The sequence below is a fragment of the Rhodoferax sp. genome, assembly GCF_039922535.1.
In the GTDB taxonomy this organism is placed as follows: domain Bacteria; phylum Pseudomonadota; class Gammaproteobacteria; order Burkholderiales; family Burkholderiaceae_C; genus Rhodoferax_B.
Genome location: NZ_JBDTEM010000156.1, coordinates 1 through 5,807, shown reverse-complemented (window position 1 = coordinate 5,807; position 5,807 = coordinate 1). Strand labels below are relative to the sequence as shown.

General features: G+C 65.9%; 8 protein-coding genes. All 8 read left to right on the top strand.

Translation table 11 applies throughout. The annotated features are described in order from the left end of the window. Positions 1-229: malonate transporter subunit MadL (locus ABI213_RS07425; protein WP_348026582.1), on the top strand; the 229-nt coding region annotated here is incomplete at its 5' end. Between the two features lie 2 nt (positions 230-231). Next, complete coding sequence (gene madM / locus ABI213_RS07420) at positions 232-996, top strand: malonate transporter subunit MadM (RefSeq protein WP_348008767.1); 765 nt, start codon at positions 232-234, stop codon at positions 994-996. 21 nt (positions 997-1,017) lie between these two features. Beyond that, positions 1,018-2,688, top strand: coding sequence for a malonate decarboxylase subunit alpha (gene mdcA, locus ABI213_RS07415; RefSeq protein ID WP_348008768.1), 1,671 nt, complete (start codon positions 1,018-1,020; stop codon positions 2,686-2,688). Positions 2,689-2,701: 13 nt separating this feature from the next. Next, positions 2,702-3,043: a malonate decarboxylase acyl carrier protein gene (gene mdcC, locus ABI213_RS07410; protein ID WP_348008769.1), complete on the top strand. Its 342-nt coding sequence runs from the start codon at positions 2,702-2,704 to the stop codon at positions 3,041-3,043. Next, entirely contained in the window at positions 3,040-3,912 is an 873-nt protein-coding gene (locus ABI213_RS07405; protein WP_348008770.1) for a biotin-independent malonate decarboxylase subunit beta, read from the top strand. Before mdcC ends, ABI213_RS07405 begins: the two co-directional genes overlap by 4 nt. After that, positions 3,909-4,610, top strand: a complete 702-nt coding sequence (gene mdcE / locus ABI213_RS07400; RefSeq protein ID WP_348008771.1) for a biotin-independent malonate decarboxylase subunit gamma — start codon at positions 3,909-3,911, stop codon at positions 4,608-4,610. The genes ABI213_RS07405 and mdcE overlap by 4 nt, the downstream gene beginning before the upstream one ends. Next, complete coding sequence (mdcG, locus tag ABI213_RS07395; RefSeq protein ID WP_348008772.1) at positions 4,607-5,296, top strand: malonate decarboxylase holo-[acyl-carrier-protein] synthase; 690 nt, start codon at positions 4,607-4,609, stop codon at positions 5,294-5,296. The genes mdcE and mdcG overlap by 4 nt, the downstream gene beginning before the upstream one ends. Further along, on the top strand, positions 5,293-5,807 hold a 515-nt coding region (locus ABI213_RS07390; protein WP_348026580.1), incomplete at its 3' end, for a triphosphoribosyl-dephospho-CoA synthase. The genes mdcG and ABI213_RS07390, both read left to right, overlap by 4 nt.

Sequence of the window (5,807 nt, the reverse complement as noted above, 5' to 3'; positions counted from 1 at the left end):
CCCGCTGCCAGCGCAAGGCGTGTCGTTCTGGACCGCCATGTACATCCCCGTGGTGGTGGCTATGGCATCGCAACAAAATGTGCTGGGTGCTGTCAAGGGGGGGCCCATGGCCATTACGGCAGGCATTCTGGCCACGGTGGTCTGTTTTGCGCTCATTCCGGCGATAGACCGGATTGGCTTGTCCAAGCGCCAAACAGCGCTGTCCGCCAACGCTGGCCAGGGGAAATGACCATGCTGGACATCCTTACCACCGTACTCGTCAAGAACGGGCTTTTGACGGCGTTTGCCATTGTCGGCGCCACCATGTGGCTTTCTTACGTGCTATCGGCCCGCTTGACCCGAGGCAAACTGCATGGTTCGGCCTTGGCCATCATGTTGGGGCTGCTGGCGGCCTATATCAGCGGTGTCGCCACCGGCGGAAAAAATGGTGTGGTGGACATCAAACTGCTCAGCGGTGTAGGACTGATGGGCGGGGCGATGCTGCGCGACTTCGCCATCGTATCCACCGCTTACGGCGCTACTCTCAGCGACATGCGCAAGTGCGGCCTGGCAGGCATCGTCTCGCTGCTGGTGGGCGTGGTGCTGTCTTTTGTGATCGGGGCTGGCGTTGCCTACGCGTTTGGCTATACCGATGCGGTAAGCATCACCACCATCGGGGCTGGGGCTGTCACCTACATCGTCGGGCCAGTGACCGGGGCCGCCATCGGGGCCAGCTCCGAGCTGCTAGCACTCAGCATTGCCGCTGGCCTGGTGAAGTCGGTACTGGTCATGGTGGGTACGCCTGTATTCGCCAAGTTCATTGGACTGGACAACCCACGCACCGCCATGGTGTTTGGCGGAATGATGGGCACTACCAGCGGCGTGTGCGGTGGCTTGGCAGCGCTGGACCCCAAGCTGGTGCCTTACGGTGCCATGACCTCGACTTTCTACACCGGCCTGGGCTGCCTGATGGGGCCGTCGGTCTTGTTTTTTGCGACCAAGGCCTTGGTGGGTTAATTTTCAAGTTCAAGGAATTTCATGGACCACATCGACTGGAACACCCAAGCCGACAACCGCCGTGCGCGGCTGCAGCGTGCCGCACAGACGCTGGGCCCACAACGCAAAAACAAGTGGGTGGAGGCCGATGCCACCGTCGCCCTGTTACATGCAGTGCTGGAGCCGGGCGACCGGGTCTGCCTGGAGGGAAACAACCAGAAGCAGGCCGACTTTTTGGCCCGCGCCCTGACCCAGCTGGACCCGGCACGGGTGCACGACCTGCACATGGTGCAGTCGGTGTTGGCGCTGCCCGAACACCTGGATTTGTTTGAGAACGGCATTGCCTCGCTGCTGGACTTCTCGTTCTCCGGGCCGCAGGCAGCGCGGCTTGCCAAACTGGTCAGCACCGGGAAGATTCGCATCGGGGCCATCCACACCTACCTGGAGCTGTTTGCCCGTTACTTTGTGGACCTCACGCCGCGCGTGTCCCTGGTCTGCGCCCAGTCGGCCGATGCCCATGGCAACCTGTACACCGGCCCCAACACCGAGGACACCCCCGCCATCGTCGAGGCCACGGCCTTCAAGCGCGGCATTGTCATTGCCCAGGTGAACGAGATGGTGGACAGCGTGCCGCGCGTGGACATTCCCGGTGACTGGGTGGACTTCGTCATCCTCGCCCCCACGCCAAATTTCATCGAACCGCTGTTCACCCGCGACCCGGCGCAGATCAGCGAGATCCAGGTACTGATGGGCATGATGGCCATCAAGGGCATTTACGCCGAATACGGTGTGCAGCGGCTCAACCATGGCATCGGCTTTGACACCGCCGCCATCGAGCTGCTGCTGCCCACCTACGCCGAGTCGCTGGGCCTGAAGGGCAAGATTTGCAGCCACTGGGCGCTGAACCCGCACCCGGCGCTGATCCCCGCCATCGAGGCCGGTTGGGTCAAAAGCGTGCACTCCTTCGGCTCCGAGCTGGGCATGGAGGACTACATCCGCGCCCGGTCCGATGTATTCTTCACCGGACCCGACGGTAGCCTGCGCAGCAACCGCGCTTTCAGCCAGGCGGCAGGCCACTACGCCTGCGACATGTTCATCGGCTCCACCCTGCAGATCGACCTGAACGGCCACAGCTCCACTGCCACGCTGGGGCGTATTGCCGGGTTTGGTGGTGCACCGAATATGGGGGCCGATGCCCGGGGCCGACGCCACGCCTCTCCCGCCTGGCTGAAGGCCGGGGCCCAGGCGCGCCAGGGCCGCAGCGGTGTGTCCGCCATGCCGCGCGGCCAAAAGCTGGTGGTGCAAATCGTAGAAACCTTCCGCGAACACATGCAGCCCGCTTTTGTGGAAAAGCTGGATGCCTGGCAACTGGCCGAACAGGCGGACATGGCCATCCCGCCGGTGATGGTGTACGGCGACGACGTCACCCACATCCTGACCGAAGAAGGCATTGCCAACCTGCTGCTGTGCCGCAGTGACGAGGAGCGCGAACAGGCCATACGCGGCGTGGCGGGCTACACCCCTATCGGCCTGGGACGCGACAAGCGCATGGTGGAAAACCTGCGCGACCGGGGCATCGTGCAGCGCGCCGAAGACATGGGGGTGGATGCCCGCGATGCCACCCGCAACCTGCTGGCCGCCCGCTCCATGCGCGACCTGGTGCGCGCCTCCGGCGGTCTGTACCAGCCCCCCAAACGTTTCAGAAACTGGTAGGAGGAAGATCCCCATGAGCGATATTCCCGCAGGGCTAGAGACCCTGGATTTTTCGTATCCCGCAGGCCAGCCCGCGGGCAACTTTGCGCCCATCCTGGTGGGTGTAGTCGGCTCGGGTAACCTGGAGGTGCTGCTTGAACCGGCCGCCGGCATGCCCTGCGCCGTCCGCGTCGAAACCTCGGCACGTGGCTTTGCCCCGATCTGGCAGGCCGTGGTGGATGACTTCCACGCCCGCCACCCGCTCACCGGGGTGCGCATTTCCATCCACGACATGGGGGCCACGCCCGCCGTCGTCAGTCTGCGCCTGGACCAGGCTGTGGCCGAACTTCCAGAAATTCCAGGGGCCTCCACATGATCAGCTATGTCGAATGCACAGCCCGCGAGCGGCTGGCCCAGGTAGTGGACAGCGGCAGCTTCCATGAGTGGCTGCCACCTTCAGAACGCATCACCAGTCCACACCTGGCCCAGCTCGGCGTGCCGTCCGCCTTTGACGACGGGGTTGCCATTGGCCGGGCCACGTTGGATGGGCATCCCATCTTTGTGGCGGCACAAGAAGGCGAGTTCATGGGCGGAGGTGTCGGTGAAGTGCATGGTGCCAAGCTGGTTGGCCTGCTAAAGCGCGCGCTACGCGACCGGCCTCAGGCCGTACTGCTGCTGGCCGAATCGGGTGGCGTGCGGCTGCACGAAGCCAACGCCGGGCTGATTGCGGTGTCGGAAGTGATGCGCGCCGTGCTGGATGTACGCGCAGCGGGCATTCCGGTGATCCTGCTGATCGGCGGTGCCAACGGCTGCTTTGGCGGCATGGGCATCGTGGCGCGCTGCGCTGACCATATCGTGATGAGCGACGTGGGCCGCCTGGCCATGTCGGGCCCGGAGGTCATCGAAGCCAGCCATGGCGTGGACGAATTCGACTCCCGCGACCGTGCGCTGGTCTGGCGCACCACGGGCGGCAAGCACCGCTGGCTGACCGGTGATTGCGATGCCCTGGTGGAAGACGACATGGCGGCATTCCGCAGCGCCGCCATCGCGGCACTGCACGCCGCCAAACCGGTGACCCTGGCCGTGCTGGAAGCCGAGCACGCCTTGCTGGCCGCGCGCCTGCGGCCCCTGGACAGTGGCGGAGACGAAGCCACCGCACTCTGGCTACGCCTGGGCATTGCCGATGCCGCCCGCGTGCCCGACATGGATGTAGCCGAAACCAGAACCCTGGGAGTGAACGCATGAACTGGAACACCCTGGCCACGCAACTCTTTGGCCCCGAACACGGCATTACCGCTGACGGCGATTTTCTGCAAGGCACCGCCATGTTGGATGGCCAGCCGCTGGCCGTGCTGGGCACCACCAACCACGCGCCCATCGGGGTCCAACTGGCGCTGGCCCAGGCCCGGGTGGTGCTGGACACCATTGCGCAGCACCCTGGCCGACCCCTGCTGCTGCTGATCGACACCCAGGGCCAACAGTTGCGTCGGCGTGACGAGCTGCTGGGCATCAACCGCGCCATGGCGCACCTGGGCATGGCGATTGACCTGGCGCGGCGCCAGGGACACCGGGTCATCGGCCTGGTGTACGACCAGGCGCTGTCGGGCGGCTTTATCACCTCGGGCCTGATTGCCGATGCCTGCTACGCACTGCCCGAGGCCGAGATCCGAGTCATGCGCATCCCCGCCATGGCCCGTGTCACCAAGCTGCCCGAGGAGATGCTGACGGCGCTGTCACAGTCCAACCCGGTGTTCGCCCCTGGGGTGGGCAACTATGTGGCCATGGGTGGCGTGCAAGCCCTGTGGCAAGGCGACCTGCCCGCCGCTCTGCGCGACGCGCTGGCGCATGCGCCCACGCAAGACCGGCGTGCCATTGACGGTGCCGCGCGCGGTGGCCGCAAGATGTCGGCCGCCGTGGTGCAACGGGTGCTGGATGCCGCATGACCCCTCTGCACCGCCACCAAATCGCCTGGCTTTCCGATGTCGCCTGGCAGCAAGTACAGGAAGTACAGGCCCACACCTGGGATGCGGTGGCGCAGGAATGTTTGCAGCACTGGGCTAGCCATCGTCTGCCGCTGGTGGTCACACGCCAGACCGCCAGCGAGATGCCGCGCAGCGTCGCGCTGGGCCTGCCCGCTCCGGCACGCTGGGACAAGCGGCGCATCACGCTGGCCGTACCGCGCAGCGCCGTGCTCTATTTCGACGCCTTTCCACGCGCCTTAGAGGTGCAGTGCCTGCTGCCGCTGCCCGCGCGCGCGCCGTGGCTTGGGCTGTGCGAACAGCTCAGCGCCTGCCACGCCACGGCGCGGGTCTACGGCAGCTACGGCTGGCAGCGGCTGACCGGGCTCGACCATGTGCATGCCGACTCCGACATCGACCTGTGCATTGCGGTATCCAACGCCAGCCAGGCCGATGCCGTTGCCGCACTACTGCAGGGTTTTGCCGCACCGCGCGTGCGCCTGGATGGCGAACTGGTGTTTGACGACGGTGCCGCCGTGGCCTGGCGCGAATGGGCGGCATGGCGGGCGGGTCGCAGCAACGCCGTGCTGGTGAAGCGCCTGTTGGGTGCCACGCTGGAACGCGCACCGTTCTGGCACAGCACACTGCCCCGGCCGCTGGCACTTGCATGATGGCCGCAGCACGGCAAAAACCGCAGCCATGGTGCGGTGCGCCTAGCCCCCAAACGATAGGCCGGGCGGCGACACGGGCGCTGTACCACGAGCTGGCCCTATGCCCCAAGCCCGGCCTGGTCACCCTGACCGACAACGGCAGCCACCGTGACATGGATGCGCAGACTTTTATGCGCAGCCTGTTCGCACTGCGCGGCTACTTCGTAGCCATCGCCGAACTGGGCCAGCAGAACGCCGATTTTGCGGCGCTGGAGCGCTGTGGTATCCAGGCCGAAGCCCATATGCTGGCGGCCACCGGCGGCATCAACACGCACCGGGGCGCGATCTTCATGCTGGGCTTGCTGTGCTCTGCGGCGGGGGCCGTGTCTGGCAGCGGCGCCCCCCCCAGTCCCGCGCGTCTGCGCAATACCTTGCGGCAGCGCTGGGGTGACGCACTGGCGGCACGGGCCTTGCGCGCGCCTAGCTTGCCGGGTGGGCTGGCCGCGCAACGCCATGGTTTACGCAGTGCCTC